Genomic DNA, 20,000 nt, shown 5'->3' with positions numbered 1-20,000 from the left:
ATCCACGTCCATAAAAGGAGTACTGACGGTGAGCGAAGTGGTAACCGACAAGGACAAGGAATACGAGGCCGAGGAGTCGAAGACGGCTCCGGGCGCGAACCAGCCGATGAGCGACCGCGTGAACAACCGGTCGCTGCGTCCGAACAGCGACGCGTTCAAGGCGTTCATGAAGACCGGCTGGGACAATCAGGAGCCGGCCGTCGAGCCGCTGGAGTCCTCGAAGTTCACGCCGGCGCGTCTCGAGGCGCTCGGCAAGGCGTTCCCGGGCGAGCGCCTGGTGATCCCGGCGGGCCAGCCGAAGGTGCGCAACAACGACTGCGATTACATGTTCCGTCCGGACACGTCGTTCGCGTACTACACCGGCTTGGGTCAGGATTACGAGGCGGGCGCGGTGCTCGTGCTCAACCCGGTCGACCCGGACTCCGACGAGGCGAAGGCCGGCAAGACGCATGTGGCCGAGCTGTTCGTCGCCCCGCGTGCCGACAATTCCACCGAGGACTACTACCGTGACCCGCATTACGGCGAGTACTGGGTCGGCCCGCGCGCCGGTTTGAAGGAACTGCATGCGATGACCGGTCTGGAGACGCATGACATCGCGCAGCTTGCCGACGCGCTCGGCAAGGACGTCGGTTCCGAGGCCGGCGCGGTGCGCGTGCGCGTGATCTCCGACGCCGACCCGCAGATCACCGCGCTGGTCGAGGGTATTCGCGAGGCGAACGGCTACGCGGATCCGGACAAGAACGCCGCGGACGACGACAAGCTGCACGAGTTCTCCGCCGAAGCCCGCATGCTCAAGGATTCCTATGAGATCGGCGAGATGCGCAAGGCGATCGCCGCGACCAAGGACGGTTTCGACCGTATCCTGACCCGTCTGCCGCATGTGATCGACAAGCCGAACTCGGAGCGTATGCTCGAGGGCGCGTTCAACTCGAACGCCCGCGAGGAGGGCAATGGTCTGGGCTACGATACGATCATCGCGTCGGGCGAGCACGCGCCGATCCTGCACTGGATGCGCAACACGGGCGTGGTGCGTCAGGGCGACATGCTGCTCATCGACGCCGGCGTGGAGGTCAATAGCCTGTACACGGCCGACATCACGCGTACGTTCCCGGTCGGCGGCAAGTTCACCGATCTGCAGAAGCGTCTGTACCAGGCGGTGCTGGACTCCCAGCAGGCCGGTTTCGAGGCTGCCAAGCCGGGCGCTACCTATTCGGATATCCATCACGCGTGCATGCGCGTGATCGCGGAGCGTCTGCACGAGTGGGGCATTCTGCCGGTCGGCGTGGAGGAGTCGCTCTCCCCCGAAGGCCAGCAGCATCGCCGTTGGCTTGCCTGCGGCGTGGCGCATCACCTCGGCCTTGACGTGCACGACTGCGCGCAGGCCCGTTACGAGTCCTATCAGGGCGCGAAGATCACGCCGGGCATGATCTTCACCATCGAGCCGGGCCTGTACTTCGCGAAGAACGACCTGCTGCTGCCGCCGGAAATGCGCGGCATCGGCATCCGTATCGAAGACGACGTGCTCATGACCGAACACGGCCCCGAATGGCTCTCCGCCGGCATTCCGAAGCAGATCGACGAGGTCGAGCAGTGGATGGCCGATCGCGCGGCCGCCGCGTTGGTCTGATCGTTTTCCTTGGCTCCCTCTCACCAGAGGGAGCCAAATCATTCTTACAAGACCGTCATTTCGACCGAGCGTAAGCGAGTGGAGAAATCTCTCAGATCTCGTTGCTTCTCAAGATTTCTCCGCTCGCTTACGCTCGGTCGAAATGACATTGTCTTCCAATCCGTTCCCACAAACTGTCATTTCGAGCGGAGCAAAGCGAAGTCGAGAAATCTTAAGAAGCATCGCATCTCTGAAAGATTTCTCCATTCGCTTCGCTCGGTCGAAATGACATATTTTTCGAAGGACCTACCTATGCCAACTCCCGATTTCGTACTGGAACTTCGTAAAAAGATCGGCCATGATCTCCTGTGGCTGATGGGCGTGACCGGCTGCGTGCTGGACGGCGAGGGCCGCATCCTGCTCGGCCGGCGCTCCGACACCGGCGAATGGGCGATGGTCTACGGCATCAACGAGCCGGGCGAGCAGCCGGGCGACACGGTGATCCGCGAGATCAAGGAGGAGACCGGCGTGGACGCGGTCGTCACCGATCTGGTTGCCGTGATCTCCTCCGACAAGGTCATCACCTACGCGAACGGCGACAACACCATGTACATGGACCATTCGTTCCTGTGCACGGTCAAGCCCGGCGGCAACGCCGACCCGTTCGTCGGTGACGAGGAAAGCCTCAACGTCGGCTGGTTCGGCCTCGACGCGCTCCCCCAGCCGCTCGCCAAGAGCACCATCGAACGCCTCGCCCTGTTCCGCCGCTACATCGACGACAAACGCCACGGCGACGCCCACGCCTTCTTCATCACCGACGGCGAACTTCACTGACATCGCGGATGTCATCCCGCTCATGAGCCGCCAATCCCCGTATGATGGTGGCTCATGAGTATGTCTTCTCTCCTCGACGGCGAGCTGCGCGATTACGCCGACCGCCGTTTCGCCGAACGCGCCGATCTGATCACTAGACTGCCCGCGGCATCGTCGCTGCTGGATACGTTGTCCGACGACCGGCTGACGCTGATGCAGCTCGCCTACGGCACGTTGCCGGCCAACGATGTCATCGACTGCGATCCGGCCGTACTGCTCTCGTTCGTCGATCATGCGCTGATGCTGCGTCGCACGATGGCGTGGACGCGCGATCTGCCGGTCGATCTGTTCGTTCATTACGTGTTCTGGCCGCGCATCAACAACGAGGCACTGGCCGACTGCCGTCCGTTGTGCTATCGGGAACTGGCCGACCGCGTGCAGGGTCTTGACGCCACGCATGCGATGCTCGAAACGAACTACTGGTGCGCCGAACACGTCACCTATCATCCGTCCGACAACCGCACGCTCAACGCTCTCGGCGCGTTGAATCTCGGTCTCGGTCGTTGCGGTGAGGAGTCGACGCTGCTGGTCACCGCGCTGCGTGCGATCGGCATTCCGGCCCGGCAGGTGTACACGCCGCGCTGGGCGCACTGCGACGACAATCACGCGTGGGTGGAGGCGTATGTGGACGGCCGTTGGCGGTTCCTCGGCGCGTGCGAGCCGGAGGAGGTGCCGGATCGCGGCTGGTTCGACAAGGCGTCGACTCGTGCGATGCTCGTGCATGCGCGCGTGTTCTGTGATTTTTCCGAAGGCAACGTCGATGCGTCGGCGAGCGCGGGCGGCGACGGCACGATGCTGCTGTGCAATCTGACCGCCGACTATGCGCCGACGACCGATCTCGTGGTGACCGTGACGGACGGCGACGGACGGCCTGTCGCCGGCGCGAATGTGGCGTTCGAACTGCTGAACATGGCCGAATACTATCCGATCGCGACCGCGGTCGGCGACAACCAAGGTCGTGCCCGTATGACGCTCGGCAAGGGCAGCATCCGCGTGCACGTCGACCACGACGGCGTGTTCGCCGACGTCATCGTCAACACCGCCGATACCGATGCCGTCACCGTCGTACTGCCAATCAACGCTGTCATCGATAAGCCGAATCTCTCTCTGTCATCTCGACCGAGCGCAGCGAGCGGAGAGATCCTGCCACCCATCACGCGCAACTCTCCATTCTGGCGCCCCATCGACCTCGTCGCTCCCCCAAGCGGCACGCCGCGCAGCTTGCCATTGACCGACGAGCAGCAGCGTCGCACGATCGAACGCCGCGCACAGGCCGAGTCGATGCGCGCCGAACGAGTGGAGGCGTTTGCCGATCTCGTCGATGAGGCGACCCGTCAGTCGCTGGCCGATCGGTACCGATCCGTATCACCCAATGCCGCCGATACCATCCCGTCCCTGCTGGCCTCCGCCGGAGCCAACGTACCCGTCATCGCGTCGTTCCTGCTCGCTGACACCAACGACGATCCCGGTATCGCCGACCAAGACCGTCTCGCGCTGCTGTCGGCGCTGAGCGTCAAGGACCTGTGCGACGTGTCCGCCTCCGCGCTCAATGATGCCGTTCATTCAGCCGCCAAGGTACGCGACTATGCACTGAATGTCGCCCTGTCCGGCACCGCGGAATCCGACCGGTACGATCGGTACGCGCGCTACGTGCTTAATCCGCGAGTCGGCAACGAACCGCTGGCCGGCGACCGCACGCGGCTGCAATCCGTGCTCGAACGCACGGCCGACACGGATGCGTTGCGCGCCCAACCGCAGCTCATCCGTCAGTATCTGCTCGATCATGTCGACGCCGAACAGTCCGAAGAGGAGACTCCGGAGCCGGTCTCCCCCACCGGCATGCTGACGGCCGGCATCGGCACGCCGCGTTCGTTGGACACCGCGTTCGTCGCCGTCTGCCGCGTGCTGGGCGTGCCGGCGCGGTTCGACCCGCAGACCGGCGAACCCGAGTATTTCCAAGGCGAATCGTTCCACCATCTGCCGGCGATGCATGCGGTCGATGATGCAGTCGCAACGGCCGAGCCGACGGCGACGCTCACCGTCGTCGCGCCGACTGGCGAACACCCCGCGTACGGCACGGATTGGAGCATCGGCCGACTGGTCAGCGACACACACGGCACCGATTTCGCGTCGCTTGACCTGTGGGAGAGAGCATGGGACGGCGAACGCATGCCGTTGACGGTCGAAGCTGGACTGTACCGGCTGATCACCACGGTGCGGTTGCCGAACGGCGGCCAGCAGACCAACGAGACGACGTTCCGGCTGGATGCCGGCGACGAGCGGACGGTGACGCTGGCTATGCGCGAGCCGAGCGAGGACCAGTTGCTGGAGTATATCGTCGTCGATGACGCAACGTTCCACGGAACGACGTGCGACGATGCGAACGAGATCAGGAACGAAAACGATGCGGTAGATGATCGACACAACGGTCGCGGCGACTCCGACGAGACACGTCACCTGTCGCAGCTGCTGTCCGACCGCGCGATCGTCGCGATTCTCGACGCGCATGGTTCGGAACCGAGCATCCATGTGCTCGACGAGCTGATCGCGCGTCTGCGTCGCGATGCGCACGATGACGGTTCCGTCGGCGAGGTTTCGACCGATATTCCTGTCGTGTTCGCCGCATGCCCGGTCGATGCGCCGTTGAGCGCCACGCTGCGCTCGATGTTCGACCGGCTCGGCGGCGACTCCCCCGCCGTGTGGCGATGCGACGCGACGACCTACGAGCGACTGACGCGCGGCATGTACGTCGACCCCGACAAGCTGCCGATGATCCTCGTCACCCGTAAGGAAGGCGACCGGATTATCGGCACCTACGCCTCCACCGGCTACAACGTCGGCTCCGTCGACCTCGCCTTCCGCCTCGCGGCGAAATAAACGAAGATGGCGTCGGGTGTCACGATCCGACGCCATCTCAAACCGCACGCAACCCGGTTACTTGAGCTTGCGGCCGGCGCACCAGACCTCGTCGACCTGCCAGGTGGCGGGGTCGGTGAGCAGCAGGTCGGCGGCGTAGCCGGGGGCGATCAGGCCGAGCGGCGCGCCGGTGACCGGGTTCGGCCGGTCGAAGCCGAATGCGCGCGCCGGCGTCAGGGTCGCGGCTTCGACCGCCGCGGCCGCGTCGAAGCCGAGCTCCAGCACCGCACGCTGCACGGCGACCTCGAGCAACAACGTCGAACCGGCGATCGCACCGTTGGAGACGAGCCTGGCATGCCCGTCCACCACGTTCACATCCAACGCGCCGAGCTTGTACGCTCCGTCCGGGCAGTCGGTCGCGGCCATCGCATCGGTGACGAACGCGATCCGGTGCGGCGCGAACCCGAAGCCGAGCTTGACCATCGGGTTCTGCACGTGGAAGCCGTCGTTGATCAGCTCGATGGTGACGCGCGGGTCCTCCACGGCCGCCGGAATCGGACCGGGTTCGCGATGGTGCAGGCCGTTCATCGCGTTGAACATGTGGGTCATGATGCCCGCACCCGCGTCGAAGCCACGCTTGGCGGTTTCATAGTCGGCGTCGCAATGGCCGACCGCCGGCACGACGCCGGCCGCGGCGAACTGCTTGATCGCGCCGATGCCGTGCGGCAGTTCGGGCGCGATGGTGATCTGACGGATGCAGCCATCGGCCGCGTCGAGCAGCTCGTCGACCAGCTCGGGCACCGGGTCCTTCAGACATTCGGGATCGTGCGCGCCCTTGCGGGCAAGCGCAAGGAACGGACCTTCCAGATGCGCGCCGAGAATATCCGGGCGTTCATCCATCTTGGCACGCACGTTGCGCACGTTGCGTTCGATCACGTCGATCGGATTGGTGATGAGCGAAAGCACCTGACGGGTCGTGCCGTGCACGGCATGGCCGGCTCGCGCGACGTCGATGCCGTCCGGACCGTCGTCGAAGCTCTTCTCCCATGCGCCGTGCGCGTGGATGTCGACGTAGCCCGGCGTGAGCACTCGCCCGCCCGCGTCGATGATCGCGCTGTCGTCGGCCGGGTCGATGCCCACCGACCGGCATGCCGATTCGAACGCCTCCTCGTCGGTGCCGGTGGCGACGATCACGCCGCGAGCGTCGGAGACGACCCAATAATGTTCCTGCACGCCGCGCGCGTCCACCTTGCGCGCGTGATGGATGGCAATGGCCGACGGCTCGCCGGTGAGCGCGGCCGTCACCCGGGCGACGGTCCGTTCGCGTGGTTCAGTCATACGAATTCCTTTCCGTATACGTACACGACAATGATAGGTACACGACAACGGGCCCCTTGCCTCGCAAGGAGCCCGTCAACGAATCAGATGCCCTGCCACGCCGGCTTGTGCTCGAACGCGTAACGGTAGTAATCCTTGTGACGCAGACGGCTCGCGGCCTCCTCGTCGATGATCACGGTCGCATGCGGGTGCAGCTGCAGCGCGGAGGCCGGGCAGAACGCGGACACGCCGCCCTCGATGGTCTCCTCGATGGCCTCGGCCTTGCCCGAGCCGAACGCGAGCAGCACGAGGTGACGGGCCCTCAAGACCGTGCCGATGCCCTGCGTGATGCAGTGGGTCGGCACCTGGTTGATGTCGTCGTCGAAGAAGCGCGCGTTGTCGATGCGGGTCTGCTCGGCGAGGGTCTTCACGCGCGTGCCGGAGGCGAGCGAGGAGCCGGGCTCGTTGAAGCCGATGTGGCCGTCGGTGCCGATGCCGAGGATCTGTACGTCGATGCCGCCCGCGGCTTCGATCGCCGCATCATACGCGGGTCCGGCGGCGGCGATCTTGTCGCCGTCCTCGAGAGGCGCGCCATCGAGCACGTCGCCGGGCACGTGCACCTTGGCCGGGTCGAGGCCCAAGGGCTCGACGACCGTGCGGTGGATGGTGGAATGGTAGGACTCGGGGTGGGTCAGCGGCAGGCCCAGGTACTCGTCCAACGCGAAACCGCGCACCTGCGACACGTCGATATGCTCGGCTTTGACCTTCGCGGCCAACGCCTTGTAGGCGGCCAGCGGGCTGGAGCCGGTGGCCAGGCCCAGCACCGCGTCCGGCTTGCTCTTGATCAGTCCGGCGACGCAGTTCGCGTAGATCTCACCGGCCTCGTCCTCGTTCTTGACAATGATGACTTCGGTCATGGCCGTCCTTTCATCCTTCGTTCCGCGGGGCGCCCGGTCCACGATGGCCGAGTCGGTCCCCACACGGGTGGTTTTCGTTTCAGGCTCGCCGCACCGCACTGTGCGCTCGCATATGCATTCACAACGACACCTGTAATTGTTAATAGTACTTACATAAATAGAAAACCGCCATCTTTCGGCGTTTTCCCGGTTGCCGCGCGGAAAGTACCAGCTATAATGAAAAGACAGTTATTAGGAATTCGATGACGCATTCCTTGACGCAACGACTCACATACGGGACCATCGCAAGGAAAGGCGGCAGACATGGCCGAACACACCTACACGGGATCGTTCCCGTTGCATACGCCGGGAAAGATCACCAAGGCCAGTCCATCGGACGTACGTCGCAAGAACCGTTCGCTGATCTTCAGCCTGCTGTTTCCCTCCAACCAGTGCTCACGCGCCGAACTCGGCCGCCGCACCGGTCTGTCGCGCGTAGCCGTCTCCGACGTGGTCAACGACATGCTCGACGAGGGGTTGATCCGCGAGAACGGGTTCGAGACGGCCGCCACCGGCAAGGGCAAGCGCGGCACGCTGCTGAGCATCGACACGAACCGGCTGCGCATCATCAGCCTCGATCTGTCGCAGGATCATCTGGTGCAGGGGGCTGCGACCGATCTGCTCGGTCTGCCGCAGCAGCGCATGGAGATCGCGCTTGGTCCCGACAATCCGATCGACGTGGACATGATCGTCCAGTTCGTCGACGAGCTGCGCGCCGACCTCGACGTCAACCGCATCATCGGCATCGGTATCTGCGTGCCGGGCGTGATCGACAACGGTGTGATCCGCGAATCGACGGCGCTAGGATGGCATGACGTCGATCTTAAGGCGACGTTGGAACGTCGGTTCGGCATTCCGGTCACGGTTACGAACGATGTGGTCTGTTCGATGCTGACCGAACGGTTCTTCGGCCAGGGCGGTCCGAACATGCTGTTCGTCAAGAACGACCGCGGTATCGGCTCGGCCACGCTGATCGACGACGTGCCGGTGGTGGGCGAGCATCATGCCGGCGGCGAGATCGGCCACATCTCGATCGATCCCGATCATGGGCCGCAGTGCCCATGCGGCAAGCGCGGATGCATGGAGCGGTTGATTTCCGCGACCGCGCTGCGCGAGCGGATGGCTAAGGTGCCGAAATCCGAACGCCCCGAGATCATTCGCAAGGCCGGAGAGTATCTGGCCGCCGCGCTGGCGATGCCGATCGGCCTGCTCGACATCACGGATGTGTGCGTGTACGGGCCGGCCGACATCATCAACAACACGTTCCTCGATGCGGCGCAGGAACGGCTCGACCGTGCCACCGCCTCCAAGTTCCACGCCCGCAGCATCGTTCGCCGTTGCCAGTGCGGCGCGGACATCACGTTGCGCGGCGGCGCCATCGCCGTCATCCGCCACTACATCGAGGAAGGCTGAGTCGGCTTTCTCTCCCGCTCCGTCTCCACTCATTCCCACCCGCCCATATGTCCACAGGCCGTAACCCGACACCAGCAAACCCCTCCCGTTGAGCTGCGGCCGTCTCGAAGGCAAAAAAGAGGCCGTAACTCAATGGGAGAGCATGGCTCCTGTTGAGTTACGGTCGTCTCACAAGCAAAAAACGGCCATAACCCAACAATGGGATGGCGGTGATGTTGAGTTACGGCCGTCCATAACGCCGATGGTTACGCCAGGGCGGCGCCGATGGCGCCGAGCGGGGCGTCGGCCGGGGCGAGGCGGATGCGGGAGACCAGATCCAGTCCTTTGAGGAACGGGCATGTGGCTTCGCGCCGGTGCAGTTCGTCGGCCGTGACGTCCAGTAGCGGCTGGCCGGTCTTCGCCATGCCGCCGCCGAAGATGATCATACGCGGGTCGACCGATTGCGCAGCGATCTGCACCGTGTCCACGATCGCATGCGTCACCATGCCGAGCACGCGCACCGCATCCGCATTGCCGCCGCGGGCCTTCGCGATGAGGTCGGGCATGGGCGGCACGCCGTCCTCAGTCGGCCACAGTCGTGCGACGGACGCGCCCGAGCACACGGTTTCGAGGCACCCCCGCTGACCGCACGGGCATGGCAGACGGTTCGGGTCGACCGGCACGTGGCCGATCTCCCCCGCCGCACCGCTGGAACCGTGCTGCAGCACGCCGTCGATGAGGATGCCGGCGGCCAGCCCGGTGCCGAAGTTCAGGAACACGATCGTGCCGCTCACGTCGTCGCCGCACAGCACGTTCGCCGCACCGACGGCCGCCGCGTTCACGTCGTTGTCGACATGCACCGGCACTCCGCCGAGCCGTTCGCTCACCAGCGCCCCCAGATCGAGCGTGTCGATGTCGAGGTTGACGACGTTGGCGATGCGTCCGGTCGCCGAATCCACCCGTCCGGGCGTGCCGATGCCGATGCGCGTCACGTCGGCGAGCCGTTCGCCGGCGACCTCGCGCGCCAAGGCCACGACATCCGCGACGACGTTGTCTCCGCCGCGCCGTGCGGGCACGCGATGCGAGGCGACGACGGCGTGTGCCGCGTCGAGCAGCACCGCTTCGATCTTGGTGCCGCCGATGTCGACGCCGATCAGATAGTGACGGTCAGTCATGATCATTCCACCTTACTGTTGCGTAAATCCGAGCGACGTCAGGAACGCCAGCGTCTGCTCCTTGCGTTTGAACACGGCGGTGTTGCCGAGGATGCGTTCGCACACGCTGCCGAGTTCGTCGTGCACGGCCGCGCGGATCGCGTCGCGGTCGCGCGAACCGTCGAGCGCGGCGGTCAGCTCGTCCCAGATCATCGTGAACTCGCCGACTTCCTGCGGCAACTGTCGGCCTTCCGCGAGCGCGTCCTCGATCATGCCGAGCTGGCCGACGAGACGTCCGGGCAGGATGAACAGGCCCTGCGCTTCGATCAGGCCGATCGGCTCCTGTTTGATCGGCCAGTATTCGGGGTGCGCGTGGAACACGCCCTCCGGGTATTCGTCGCTGACCGCATTGTTGCGCAGGATGAGGCTCATCTCGTAGCCGCGTTCGGTCGTGATGACGCTGGGCGAGAGCGCGGACTGCCGGTTGCCGTCCGCATCGTGGCTGGCGATGCCGGCCGCCGCGTCGTCGTAGTCGATCCACGCCTTGCGGATGATGTCGGCGAGCGCGATGATCTCGTCTCGCGAGCGGGAGACGACGCGCATCGCCGTGCCCGGCCAGTCGAGGATCTCGACCGTCGCGTCATGCCCGGGCAGTGTCAGGCTCGCCCATGTGGCGGCCTTGAACATGGGCAGGATCTCGCCACCGCCCTGGTAGTGGTCGTGGGCGAGCACCGAGCCGCCGATGCGCGGCAGTGCGGCGTTGCAGCCGAGGAAGTAGCCGTCGAACCGGTCGACGAAGTCGAGCAGGTGGCCGAACGTGTCGCGGTCGACGTGCATGGGCGTGTGCTCCATGTTCACGCAGATGCCGTGCTGGTTGAAGTACCCGTACGGCGAGAACTGCCAGAACCATGGGGTGCCGCCGAGCGTGACCGGTATGGTGCGCAGCGTGCGCTTGTCGCGTCCCGCGAAGCCTTCGTTTTCGTGGCAGATCGTGCATGCCGGGTAGCCGCCCGCGACCGCGTTGCCGGCGGCCGCCTTCTTCATGTTCTTGAATTCGGGTTTGGCGAGGTTGATGGTGACGACGAGGCCGTGCGAGTCGAAGCGCGGGTTGCGTTCGAGCGTGGCTTTTTTGACGTACGTGTTGGCGACGCAGTAGTCGTAGAACCAGCGCATGGCCTCCATGCCGCCGTGCTTCGCCTCCACGGCGGCGAACCGGTCCTCGATGGCGGAGGGTGCGGCGGAGAGGATGCCCATGACCTCGTCCGCGATCGATGCGCCGTCTTCCGGTTCGATCAGTCCGGCCGTGACGGCGGCCGTGCGGAACGCTGTCACAAGATCGTCGACGGTGCTCTCGCCGGCCGTCATGCCGGTCGGATGGTACGAGCCGAGGTCGAAGAGCGCGAAGATGCGGTTGCGCGTCCAGTCGGCGTCGCGCGGGTCGAGGTCGAGGTGTCGGATCGCATGGTCGACGAGTGCGTCGATGGCCGCGTACACGGTGTCGAGCGGCGTTGCGGCCGCGGCTGTCTGCCCGTCCATCAGTGCGTCTCCCCCATCACGTCGGCGACGATCGCCGCGGTGTCGGCCGCCTTGGCTTCCATCTCCTGCACGAGTTTGATCTGCGTGCGCGTACGCACGAGATTGTGCTCGGGATACTTGGTGGCGAAGTACACGTCGCCGGCGAGATAGTCGGCGAGGAATCGCATGCCGCATTCGATCGTCATCATGATCGCGCCCATCGGCAGCAGTTCGGCTTCGCGTGCGGTGATGCTGCTGCGCAGTTCGCCGACGAAGCCTTCCGTGTACGCGCGGAACAGGTCGGTGCTGAAATGCACTTTGTCGAGGTCGGGTTCGTCCTCGAGCGCGGTGGAGGCGCCGAAGCGGATCGAATCGCCGAAGTCGTAGAGCATGGAGCCGGGCATGACGGTGTCGAGGTCGATGATGGCGCGCGCCTTGCCGGTGTCGGCATCCATGAGGATGTTGTTGAGCTTGGTGTCGTTGTGGGTGACGCGCAGCGGGATCGTGCCGTCCGCAAGCCCGGAGGTGATGGCGTCGTAGATGTCGGCGTGGGCCATGTAGAAGTCGATTTCGCCTTGGCAGGTCTTCGCACGGCCCTTCGCGTCGGCGGCGACGGCGGCCTTGAAGTCCTCGAAACGGTGGGGCGTGTCGTGGAAGTGGGCGATGGTTTCGGTCAGCTGCGAGGCGTCGAAGCCGGAGAGCTGGTTCTGGAACGCGCCGAACGCCGCGCCCGCGCCACGGAACACGGCCGCGTCGGTGACTAGGTTATAGGAGACGGTGTTTTCGATGAATGCGTAGACGCGCCATGCGCCGGACGGTTCGGTGACGTAGGTCGCGCCGTCGTTGGTTCGGATGATGTCGAGCGTTTCCTGGCCCTGCTCGCGCAGGTAGGCGGTGACGAGTTCGACGTTGCGCATGAGATGCACGACGTCGGGGAAGATATCGGTGTTCATGCGTTGCAGGATGTAGCGTTTCGCGTCCGTGACGACCAGATAGGTGGCGTTGATGTGGCCGTCGCCGTACGGGGTGATGCTTTCGACCGTTCCCTCAAGCGGGAAGCGGGAGGCGACTTCGGCGAGCGTGGCGTCGGTGTCCGTCATGGGAACTCTCCTTCACGATCCGTTGAACGGCGGCTCGCGCGGGCGGGCTGCGCATGATCGCAGACATCCTGCCCGGCGGCACCGTTATTTGTTAATGATATATACATAAATAAGGGACGGCAATCGCCCTATCGCGTGGCGGTCTTCTCTCACCGGGAAACGCCCGGTGAGAGAAAACCGCCGTGCGGGGTGTTCAGATGCGCCGCCAGGCGATGGCGCTGGCGTCGAGGTCGAAGTGCTCGCGCGCGCCGTTCGGCAGCGTCACGTCGGTGGACTGCGGACGGTCGGTGTTGTTGATCACGCAGTACCAGCCGGACTTGGGGAACCGCGCGACCTCGCATTCGGGGTTGGTCGAGCTGTAGGCCGCATACCGGTCCTCGTGATGGCTCGCGTAGAACAGGATGCGTTCAAGCAGTCGCGCGTTCGCGGCCGAATACGACAGTCCGGACACGTATACGCCGCGGCCGGCCCCGTACTCGTTGACGGCGAGCTGCACTTCGCCGCCGTCCGCGCGCAGCAGGGTCACGTTCTCGTTCACCGGGAATGTGTTGGCGATCGCCTCGCCGAAGTCGATGCCGCCGAGCGACGCCTTGCCCTGGCCGCCGCCGCAGCCCGACAGTGGGATGCGATAGCCGGCCGATTCCCATGCCTCGCGCGCCGCCGGATCGACGGGCACGTCGGCGGTGATGAAGTGGTCGGGCGTGACGGGCGGGAAGTACTTGTCGACCGACAGGGTCTGGAAGCGCTCCTCGTCCACGCCGAGCACGTCGGCCAGCTGGAAGAAGCGTCCCTGGAACCATTGCGAGCTGGGTTCGCCCACGCCGACGAGCGCGCCGCCGCCACGCACCCATGCGCGCAGCGTTTCGGCCAGCCGCGGGTCCTTCGCCCAGATGTCGCCGCCCGAGTATGCGGTGTCGACCGGACCGCCGGTGATGATCACGTCGATGTCGTCGTCCACGCCGTGTTCGATCACGTCGTCGAAGCTGACGAACCGCACGTTGACGCGCATGCCGGACAACGATTCGAGGATGCCGTAGTACGAGTAGGTCTGCTTGTTGGGCAGGGCGTGCGCGACCGTGTACGCCATCCACGAGCGCATGCGGCCCCACGAGTTGAGGATCGCGACGTTGAGTTCGCCTTCGGCGGCCTCTCCCCCAGTACGCTCGTGGATGTCGCGGAATTCGTCGGCGATGTGCGTCACCGCGTCCACGAACTTGGGGAACTTCGCGGCCAGCGACAGGTAGCCGCCGTAGCCCATGCGCGCGATCGGCGAGCGCAGGATGGCGCGGCGGGCCTTGCGCCAGTTGTCCCATGCCTCGATGCTCGGATCGTTGCCCTCGTAGAACGTGTCGGGGAAGAAGTACGGCAGGAACCGGCCCTCGGTATAGCGTACGCCCTTGATGTCGGCGATCATGCGGGTGGTGGTGCCGTCGCCGATCGAGCCGACCACGGCGTCGAGGCCGAGGTCGGAGAACCCGTCCTTGTACGGTTCGGTGCCGATCCACTGGTCGCCGAGGAACATCATGGCTTCCTTGCCGGCCGCATGCGACATGTCGGCGAGCTTCTTCACGTTCTCGCGCACGAAGCCCGACAGGAAGTCGATCCAGTCGCGCTGGGCCTTGCGCGGCACGCGCCATGCTGAGTTGTAGCAGCCTTCGTCCACGAAGTCCTCGGGGCGCAGCCGGTAGCCGTACTGCTGCTCAAAATCGTCGAGCGCGGCCGGCGAGACGGTACACGAGCAGCCGAACCAGTCGACGATCTTCTCGCGGTGTTTCGGGTCGAAGATGAGCGTGAACTGGTAGAAGAACGTGGTGAAGCGCACGACGTCGGTGTCAGGATTGTCTTTGAGCCACTGTTCGAACGTGTCGAACACGAACTTGCGGGTGGCCGGATGGTAGATGTCGAACGGGATCTCGTGTTCCTTGTCGCCCCAGTCGTTGGTCAGATGGTTGTACATCTCGACCGGATCCCAGATGATGTAGGCGAGGAACGAGACGGTGTACTCGTGCATCGGGGTCGCACCAGTGACAGTGACCGTATGGGCCGCCGCGTCAACCGTCCAGTTCGCCGGGTCCACGACGGCGCCGGTGGTACGGTCGACGACCTCCCAGTATCTGGCCGGGTCGGCATCATAGTTCGGAGTGAGCTGTTCGGCGAAGAACCCGGACATGAGGTCGATGGTCACAGTGTCGGTTTCGGCGAGTTCGCGCTGGGTGAGCAGATAGACCTGCGGCGTCTCGTCCATGTGCAGGGTGATCCACTCGTTGTGGGCGCGGGTCGGGAAGTACGCGCTGTAGATCTTCTTGCCGAGCGCGCGCACGGCGTCGTCGAGCTGGGTGCCGTCCGAGTTGCGGATCGCGTCCGCGCCCCACAGGTCGGCAAGCTCCTTGGTCTTCTCGGCGAAGTTCGATTCGCTCGGAAGGGTGAAACGTCCGGTGGTCATGAAGTATTGCTCCTTTGCAACGATTCTTGGCTCCCCTTGCTAGGGGAGCTGTCAGCCGAAGACTGACTGAGGGGTAGCCGCACCCCATATGTTCGACACGTGTTCCCTCCCCCAGTCAGCTTCGCTGACAGCCCCCTCATCTGAGGGGGCCAAGGAGGAAATACGCAATTAAGGACTCGCGCTGCGCTCGGGCTCAATGCTGCCTTCGCTTGCCTATCGGCTCGCTCAGGCTGACGCTACGGGAAGCCCACCGGGCTTCCCGCTTAACTCATCAGCCTTTAACGGCACCTGCGGCGAGGCCGGCCTGCCAGTAGCGCTGGAGGCCGAGGAAGAGGATGATCACGGGCAGCACGCCGAGCAGCGCGCCCATCATGAGGGCGCCGCGCTCGTTGAACGTGGCGAGCGAGACCATGCCGTACAGGCCGAGCGTGACTGGCTTCAACGTGTCCGCCGAGATCATCATGAGCGGCAGCAGGAAGTTGTTCCATGTCGCGACGAACAGGAACAGGAAGATCGTCACCATCGCCGGCGCGAGGATGCGCAGCACGATCGTGAAGAAGATCCTCGCCTCGCTGGCACCGTCGATGCGCGCGGCCTCAAGCAGTTCGTTCGGTACCGAGGTCTGCGCGTACACGCGGCCAAGGAAGAAGCCGAACGGCGAGACACAGCACGGGATGATGACGGCGAGCATCGTATCGGTCAGGTGCATCGCGTGAAAGATCGAGTACTGCGGGATGGTCAGCAGCGCGGCCGGCATGAGCATGCAGCCCATGATGACGCCGATGGCGAGGTTCTTGCCGCGGAAGTTGAACTTGGCGGTGGCGTAGCCGGCCATGACGGCGACGAGCGTGCCGACGCCGGCCGAGACGCCCGAGTAGATCAGCGAGTTGAGGACCCAACGCCAGAAGTTGCCGCGCGTCCAGCCCAGTAGCTTACCGTAGTTGGTGGCGATGGCGTTCGGCAGGTCCTCAATACCGACGGCGAACCATAGGCCGTTGCTGCCGGTCATCTGACTGGGCGTCTTCGTGGACGCGATGACCGCCCAGTAGATCGGGAACAGGAAGTAGATGAGCGTCAGCACCAGCACGACGATCGTGACAGTTTTGACGGCCGCGGACGGCTGCATGGAACGCGGCAGGTCGTTGGCATGCAGGTCGCGGATGCGGTCGGCCTTCTTGCGGGCGCGCAGGGCGGCTCGTTCCCGAGAGGTCATGTTGCTCATTCTTGGTTCACCTTCCTTTCGGCGAGGGCGTACAGCGCGGCGAGGACGCCGGCGATGAGCGCCATAACGATGGCGATGGCGGATGCGGGGCCGTCGCCGCTCGGGGTGAGTGTGCCGCGCGAGGTGTAGAGGGCCATCATCATCGGCGTGAACGACTTGGAGATGCTCGGGTCGGACACGGACATGATCTCCGGCTCGTTGAACAGCTGGATGGTGCCGACGATCGACAGCAGCATGGCGAGCAGGGCGGCGGCGCGCACGTTCGGCAGCTTGATGCGCATGGCGATCTGGAATCCGTTCGCGCCGTCGATGCGGGCGGCCTCGTACAGGTCGTGCGGGATGGCCTGCAGCGCGGCGAGGAAGATCAGCATGTTGTAGCCGGTGAACGTCCAGGTGGTGATGTTGGCCATCGAGCCGATCACGATATTCTTGGCGAAGAAGTCGACGTTGATGCCGATGGCCGCAAGTCCCTTGACGATCGGCGAGATCTGGCCGTTGTACAGGAACACCCAGATGATCGACGCGACGACTCCGGGGATCGCGTACGGCAGGAAGTAGCCGAGGCGGAACACGGTGACGCGCTTGACGATGAACGAGTCGAGCAGCATGGCGAGCGCCAGTGCGGCGATGATCATGAACGGCACCTGGATGAGCGTGTAGAGCAGCACGCGGCCGATGCCGGACCAGAACGCGCTGGAGGTGACGACGTACTGGAAGTTCTGCAGGCCGACGAACTTGTTGACGAGCTTGCCGCCGCCGTACGCGCCGCCCCCTTCGGCGACCTGGCGGAAGAAGCTGGAATAGATGGCCCAGACGATGGGCAGGATGAAGACGAGCGCGAACAGGATGGCGAACGGGGCCATGAAGGCCCAGCCGGTGCGGTTCTCGCGCTTGGCGGCATCGGAACGCTTCGGCTTGGATGTTGTTCCGGCCTTGGTCGCGTTCGCCGCATGCGTGGTGTCAGTCATGGGAACGACCTTTGCTTTCGGACTGGGAGATACGATGCGATTCATAAGGAAAGGCCGGAGCGTTGGACTCCGGCCTTTCTTCAGATGGTGTGGGAACGGCTGTCATCTGCCGGAAAAGGCCCGGTCAGCAACCTGTTCACTCCTTGACGGACAGGTTGAGGTTCTTCAGCGTGTCGATAGAGGTCTTCTGCGCGACGGAGAAGATGTCCGCGACCTTGCCGGAACCGTCGACGGCCTTGGCCGCGGTCTCGTTCATCGCGGTGGCGACGGCGGAGAAGCCGGGCATGTAGGTGAAGTCGCCCATGTTGTTGTTCGCGGTCTTGAACTCGGCCATGATATCCTGGCCGCCGAAGAACTCGGCCCACTTCTCGGGGGTCTTGGCGTCCGCGGTGGTCGCTGCCGGCACGAGGCCCTGGGAGACGAGATCGGAGATCTGCGTGTTGAACCAGTCGAGGAACTCCATGGCCTCCTTCGGGTGCTTGGAGGTCTTGAGCACCGCGACGCCGGAGCCGCCGTCGGGGCCGGTCTTGCCGTCGTTGCCGAACCAGTCGCCAAGCTGGGCAACCTGCCAGTCGCCGGCGCCGGTCTCGCCGGCGGAGGCCATGAACAGCGGGGCCTCCCATGCGGCGGCGACGGTGCCGATCAGCGAGCCGTCCTGCAGCGAGGCGTCGAAGGAAGCGTCCCAACGGGCGTTGGTGGTGGCGGCCTTCGCGTCGATAAGCTGCTGGTAGAGGTCGGCGACGGCCTTGGAGCCGTCGGTTTCGGTGTTGACGACCCACGCGTCGTCCACGACCTTGTACCAGCCGCCGGAGGCGCCGGCCAGGCCGGAGATCATGTTGCCGGCCTCATCGGGCTGGTAGGACATGATGTACTTGCCCGCGGCCGCGGCCTTCTTGGCGGAGGCGATCATCTCGTCGGCGGTCTTCGGCACGGAGATGCCGAGCTTGTCGAATTCGGCCTTGTTGTAGAAGTAGACGAGGGGGCCGGTGTCCTGCGGCAGACCGAAGTACTTGCCGCCGACCTGCATGAGCGAGTACGGACCGGACGCGAAGTGATCCTTGTACTGCTCGGCGTATTCGGTGACGTCCTGCAGCATGTCCTTGGTGAAGACTTCGGGCAGCTCGGCGTAGCCGACCTGTGCGAGATCGGGCGCGTTGTCGTTCTTGACGTCGGTCTCGAGCTTCTTGATCATCTCGGAGGCCTTGCCGTCGAACTTGGTGGCCTTGACCTGGATTTCGGGATGCTCTTTGTTCCACTTGGCGACGATGTCGTTGACGAGCACCATACCGTCGTTGTCGGGCAGACGATGCATGTAGGTGATGTTCACCACGCCGCCATCAGACGAGTCGCCGCCCGCGTTGTTGTTGTCGTTGGTGGTCGAGCCGCAGCCCGCGAGTCCCACGGACAGTGCGGCCACCGCGGCCAAGGACGCCATCATTCGTTTGTTGACCATTGTTCCTACTCCTCTATGAGATGGGAGCCACCGCTTCGTTGCGGCAACTACGATGTAAATATAGAGGCTTGACGGTTATTTGTCAACTATCTTTACATGAACAGCGTGTCACCGGACAATCCGCGGAATATCGGCAATACACAGTCCCGAACATCGCAATAAATACCATGAGTTAACTATCTTTACTGCAACATCATTAACAATAGCGAACGGGGTTGCGCCGACCGGCTTTCCAACCGGCCGGCGCAACCCCGCCATCCCGACGAACAGATGCGCGCGGACGCCCGACATCACGCATGGGCCGCAGCCACGGCGGCCCGCACGACATAGCGGTCGGTGCGTTCGAGCGGCGTGTCACCGCCGCCACCGGGTCCGCCCTGCGCCGACACCAGCGTCTTGGCCGACAGGTGCACGGCGTCCACGCCGGTCGAGCGGATATCGCCGATGCGGTCGACCTTCACGCCGCCACCGGCCTCAATCTGGATGCGGCCTGCCGCGTGATGCACCAGCGCGCGCAGCCGGTCAAGCCCCTCGGGCACGCTCGGCGCGCCGCCCGACGTGAGCACACGGTCGTAGCCCAGCTCAATCAACGTGTCGAGCGCCGAGAACTGGTCGGGCACCATGTCGAACGCGCGATGGAACGTAACCTGCACGTGGCGGTTGCAACGCCGGGCCTCCTCGTGCGCGGCATCCACTAGCTGCGCGGCGAAGTCCACGTCGATGCGTCCGCTTTCCGTCAGTCCGCCGACCACCACGCCCCGCGCGCCGGCGAGGATGGCCGATTTCACGTCGATCAGCTGCACCCGCTTCTCGCGCTCGTCGAACACGAACGATCCGGCCCGCGACCGGATGAGCACCTGCACGCCCTGCGGCACGCCCACATGGGCACACAGCTGGATCATGCCGTAGCTGGGCGTCAGTCCGCCCGTGGCGCCGAGCGCCGAACACAGTTCGATGCGGTCCGCCCCTTCCTGCAACGCGACGACGGCACCGTCGACATCCTGCACTGCGATTTCCAGCGTCGTCATCTTTTCTCCTTAACATCCGCGCCGTCAGCCCCGACGACGCCAGCAATACCGGTCCTGCCAGCGTATCATCGTCCGTCCGACCCACGGCCCGGCACGACACGCCGAACGGGTTCGATT

14 protein-coding genes are annotated in these 20,000 nt (G+C 64.7%); 4 read left to right on the top strand and 10 right to left on the bottom strand.

What is annotated here, in order from left to right; all coding sequences use genetic code 11:
- Positions 1–28: 28 nt before the first annotated feature.
- From JS541_RS02985 to JS541_RS02975, 3 genes are all read left to right on the top strand, one after another.
- The gene (locus JS541_RS02985) at positions 29–1,627 is read left to right on the top strand and encodes an aminopeptidase P family protein (RefSeq protein ID WP_214373005.1); all 1,599 of its coding nucleotides are present in this window, start codon (positions 29–31) and stop codon (positions 1,625–1,627) included.
- 291 nt (positions 1,628–1,918) lie between these two features.
- Positions 1,919–2,440, top strand: a complete 522-nt coding sequence (locus JS541_RS02980) for an NUDIX domain-containing protein (protein ID WP_214373003.1) — start codon at positions 1,919–1,921, stop codon at positions 2,438–2,440.
- A 54-nt stretch (positions 2,441–2,494) separates the two neighbouring features.
- On the top strand, positions 2,495–5,356 hold the full coding sequence (locus JS541_RS02975; protein ID WP_214373001.1) for a transglutaminase domain-containing protein: 2,862 nt from the start codon (positions 2,495–2,497) through the stop codon (positions 5,354–5,356).
- Between the two features lie 57 nt (positions 5,357–5,413).
- Here JS541_RS02975 and JS541_RS02970 read toward each other — a convergent pair whose 3' ends face one another.
- Together JS541_RS02970 and nagB are read right to left on the bottom strand one after the other, a co-directional pair.
- Positions 5,414–6,673 carry an N-acetylglucosamine-6-phosphate deacetylase gene (locus JS541_RS02970; RefSeq protein WP_214372999.1) on the bottom strand — a complete coding sequence of 420 codons (1,260 nt, stop codon included), beginning with the start codon at positions 6,671–6,673 and terminating at the stop codon, positions 5,414–5,416.
- 83 nt (positions 6,674–6,756) lie between these two features.
- On the bottom strand, positions 6,757–7,569 hold the full coding sequence (gene nagB, locus JS541_RS02965) for a glucosamine-6-phosphate deaminase (RefSeq protein ID WP_214372997.1): 813 nt from the start codon (positions 7,567–7,569) through the stop codon (positions 6,757–6,759).
- Positions 7,570–7,872: 303 nt separating this feature from the next.
- Here nagB and JS541_RS02960 point away from each other — a divergent pair, with 303 nt between their 5' ends.
- Complete coding sequence (locus tag JS541_RS02960) at positions 7,873–9,021, top strand: ROK family transcriptional regulator (protein ID WP_214372995.1); 1,149 nt, start codon at positions 7,873–7,875, stop codon at positions 9,019–9,021.
- A 245-nt stretch (positions 9,022–9,266) separates the two neighbouring features.
- Here JS541_RS02960 and JS541_RS02955 read toward each other — a convergent pair whose 3' ends face one another.
- The 8 genes from JS541_RS02955 to JS541_RS02920 all read right to left on the bottom strand — a co-directional run bounded on the left by JS541_RS02955 (position 9,267) and on the right by JS541_RS02920 (position 19,883).
- Positions 9,267–10,175, bottom strand: a complete 909-nt coding sequence (locus tag JS541_RS02955) for an ROK family protein (protein WP_214372993.1) — start codon at positions 10,173–10,175, stop codon at positions 9,267–9,269.
- Positions 10,176–10,187: 12 nt separating this feature from the next.
- Positions 10,188–11,690, bottom strand: coding sequence for a UDP-glucose--hexose-1-phosphate uridylyltransferase (locus tag JS541_RS02950; RefSeq protein ID WP_214372992.1), 1,503 nt, complete (start codon positions 11,688–11,690; stop codon positions 10,188–10,190).
- Complete coding sequence (locus JS541_RS02945) at positions 11,690–12,769, bottom strand: aminoglycoside phosphotransferase family protein (RefSeq protein WP_214372990.1); 1,080 nt, start codon at positions 12,767–12,769, stop codon at positions 11,690–11,692. Before JS541_RS02945 ends, JS541_RS02950 begins: the two co-directional genes overlap by 1 nt.
- 193 nt (positions 12,770–12,962) lie before the next feature.
- Positions 12,963–15,212 carry a 1,3-beta-galactosyl-N-acetylhexosamine phosphorylase gene (gene gnpA / locus JS541_RS02940; protein WP_214372988.1) on the bottom strand — a complete coding sequence of 750 codons (2,250 nt, stop codon included), beginning with the start codon at positions 15,210–15,212 and terminating at the stop codon, positions 12,963–12,965.
- 271 nt (positions 15,213–15,483) lie between these two features.
- The gene (locus tag JS541_RS02935; RefSeq protein WP_214372985.1) at positions 15,484–16,434 is read right to left on the bottom strand and encodes a carbohydrate ABC transporter permease; all 951 of its coding nucleotides are present in this window, start codon (positions 16,432–16,434) and stop codon (positions 15,484–15,486) included.
- Positions 16,431–17,402: a sugar ABC transporter permease gene (locus tag JS541_RS02930; RefSeq protein ID WP_214372983.1), complete on the bottom strand. Its 972-nt coding sequence runs from the start codon at positions 17,400–17,402 to the stop codon at positions 16,431–16,433. The genes JS541_RS02935 and JS541_RS02930 overlap by 4 nt, the downstream gene beginning before the upstream one ends.
- 136 nt (positions 17,403–17,538) lie before the next feature.
- Positions 17,539–18,855 carry an extracellular solute-binding protein gene (locus tag JS541_RS02925; protein WP_214372981.1) on the bottom strand — a complete coding sequence of 439 codons (1,317 nt, stop codon included), beginning with the start codon at positions 18,853–18,855 and terminating at the stop codon, positions 17,539–17,541.
- A 290-nt stretch (positions 18,856–19,145) separates the two neighbouring features.
- Positions 19,146–19,883, bottom strand: a complete 738-nt coding sequence (locus JS541_RS02920) for a copper homeostasis protein CutC (RefSeq protein WP_214372979.1) — start codon at positions 19,881–19,883, stop codon at positions 19,146–19,148.
- Positions 19,884–20,000 lie beyond the last annotated feature (117 nt).

Origin of the sequence: Bifidobacterium sp. SO1, assembly GCF_018555335.1 — a bacterium.
Taxonomy (GTDB): domain Bacteria; phylum Actinomycetota; class Actinomycetes; order Actinomycetales; family Bifidobacteriaceae; genus Bifidobacterium; species Bifidobacterium simiiventris.
The sequence above is the reverse complement of the archived record's forward strand: the minus strand, read 5'-3'. Positions and strand labels throughout refer to the sequence as shown.

Coding starts and splice junctions, on each gene's coding strand:
- JS541_RS02980 (WP_214373003.1), top strand. CDS start 1,919: ATGCCAACTCCCGATTTCGTACTGGAACTTCGTAAAAAGATCGGCCAT.
- JS541_RS02975 (WP_214373001.1), top strand. CDS start 2,495: ATGAGTATGTCTTCTCTCCTCGACGGCGAGCTGCGCGATTACGCCGAC.
- JS541_RS02925 (WP_214372981.1), bottom strand. CDS start 18,855: ATGGTCAACAAACGAATGATGGCGTCCTTGGCCGCGGTGGCCGCACTG.
- JS541_RS02950 (WP_214372992.1), bottom strand. CDS start 11,690: ATGGACGGGCAGACAGCCGCGGCCGCAACGCCGCTCGACACCGTGTAC.
- JS541_RS02935 (WP_214372985.1), bottom strand. CDS start 16,434: ATGAGCAACATGACCTCTCGGGAACGAGCCGCCCTGCGCGCCCGCAAG.
- JS541_RS02930 (WP_214372983.1), bottom strand. CDS start 17,402: ATGACTGACACCACGCATGCGGCGAACGCGACCAAGGCCGGAACAACA.
- JS541_RS02920 (WP_214372979.1), bottom strand. CDS start 19,883: ATGACGACGCTGGAAATCGCAGTGCAGGATGTCGACGGTGCCGTCGTC.
- JS541_RS02945 (WP_214372990.1), bottom strand. CDS start 12,769: ATGACGGACACCGACGCCACGCTCGCCGAAGTCGCCTCCCGCTTCCCG.
- JS541_RS02970 (WP_214372999.1), bottom strand. CDS start 6,673: ATGACTGAACCACGCGAACGGACCGTCGCCCGGGTGACGGCCGCGCTC.
- JS541_RS02955 (WP_214372993.1), bottom strand. CDS start 10,175: ATGACTGACCGTCACTATCTGATCGGCGTCGACATCGGCGGCACCAAG.
- JS541_RS02960 (WP_214372995.1), top strand. CDS start 7,873: ATGGCCGAACACACCTACACGGGATCGTTCCCGTTGCATACGCCGGGA.
- nagB (WP_214372997.1), bottom strand. CDS start 7,569: ATGACCGAAGTCATCATTGTCAAGAACGAGGACGAGGCCGGTGAGATC.
- gnpA (WP_214372988.1), bottom strand. CDS start 15,212: ATGACCACCGGACGTTTCACCCTTCCGAGCGAATCGAACTTCGCCGAG.